Annotated in this window: 1 protein-coding gene; it reads right to left on the reverse strand. The window is 61.7% G+C overall.

Features of this window, described 5'->3' with window-relative positions:
• Nucleotides 1–75 precede the first annotated feature (75 nt).
• A complete protein-coding gene (locus LR948_RS18725) occupies nt 76–1,461 on the reverse strand; it encodes an IS1182 family transposase (RefSeq protein ID WP_232755677.1) in 1,386 nt (461 codons plus the stop codon).
• Between the last annotated feature and the right edge of the window lie 77 nt (nt 1,462–1,538).

Consider the following 1,538-nt stretch of genomic DNA (forward strand, 5'->3'; position numbering starts at 1 on the left):
GCCGATTCCGTTGAAAAACATCCGTTTGCGACCGCAGAAATCCCTTTCTTGAAAGGCGCGCGGATGCCTTTCTCGTCAGGCGTTTCGCGGTTGCTGCGGTGCGGGAAGGATTTTCGCCAGTTTCCGGAGGTTCTGGGCGGTGGCGGCGAGGAGGAATTCGTCTTTCGCGCCGCATGGACCACGTAGTCGCAGCCGTCCGAGATCGAGAATGCGCTTGAGATGGGCGAATAGCATCTCGACCTTCTTCCTCAGCTTCATCGAGATCACGTATTGCTTGGTTTTGGCGATGTCCCGGGCGACCTGGCGGGCGTCTTCGTGTTCCTCGCGGGTGATGGATCTGGCATCGGCGTTCGGACAGCATCGCTGTTTTGATGGGCAGGCCTGGCAGGTCAGTTTCAGCGCGCGGTATTTGGCCCGGCCCTCACTCGTCGGCCCCCGGTTCGGGTCGGAATAGTTGCGGCGGAACTGTTTCAGTGTCTGCCCCTCGGGGCAGATATATTGATCGTTCTCGGCGTCCCACTCGAAGTCCGCCCGGCTCCATGTGCCGTCGGTGCGCTCGGACTTGTCCAGGACCGGAATGTGCGGTGCGATCTTGCGGTCGACAAGCCATCCCAGCATTGGCCCAGTGCCGTAGGCCGTGTCGGCGATCAGCCGTTCAGGATGCAGGTCGAACCTGGCCTTCACGCGATCCAGCATGGTCTTGGTCGAGCCGACCTCGGCCTGCCGTATGGACCGCGTCGCCTCCACATCGACAATCACGCCGTGATCCGTGTCGATCAGGTAGTTGTCGGAATAGCTGAAGAAGGCCGGGCCCTTGCGCGCCGCCGTCCACTGGCTGGCTGGATCGGAATGCGAGGTGAACTTGGGCTGGACCGCGCTCGCGGCGCCGAAGGCGGCCTCGTCGAGCGTATCGAGATACTCGCGCACGGCACGGGGCGCATCGGCGGGGTCGATTTGCGAGACGTCCCAGTCCTCCTTCGGCGTGGCGTTCTGCTTGTTCGCATCCGCTTCGATGAGGCTGGCATCGACCGCCATGCGCTGTCCGCTGACCAGGCCCTCGGCGATGCAGCGTGCCACCGTCACTTCGAACAGATGCCGCAGCAGTTCGCTGTCACGGAACCGGCCGTGCCGGTTCTTTGAAAACGTGGAGTGATCCGGCACTCGGTCACTGAGATCGAGCCGACAAAACCAGCGATACGCGAGGTTCAGATGCACCTCCTCGCAGAGCCGCCGCTCCGAACGGATGCCGAAGCAGTATCCGACCAACAGCATCCGGATCAGCAGCTCAGGGTCGACAGACGGACGGCCGGTATGGCTGTAGAAATCCGCCAGATGGCTGCGGATGCTGCTCAAATCGACGAACCGGTCGATGGACCGCAGCAAGTGATCCCGCGGGACGTGGTCTTCCAGGGAGAACTCGTAGAACAGTGCTGGTTGCGCCTCCTGCCTCTGTCCCATCATCGCCGATCCTCCCGCCCAATGCCGGAATTGAATCAGCAGGATGTCCTCCGATCAAGGACGAGTTTTTCAACGAAATA

The organism is Roseivivax sp. GX 12232 (assembly GCF_021272185.1).
Lineage (GTDB): Bacteria > Pseudomonadota > Alphaproteobacteria > Rhodobacterales > Rhodobacteraceae > Roseivivax.

What these genes read in the sequence shown, in the direction of transcription:
- LR948_RS18725 (WP_232755677.1), bottom strand. Translation starts at nt 1,461, where the DNA reads ATGATGGGACAGAGGCAGGAGGCGCAACCAGCACTGTTCTACGAGTTC.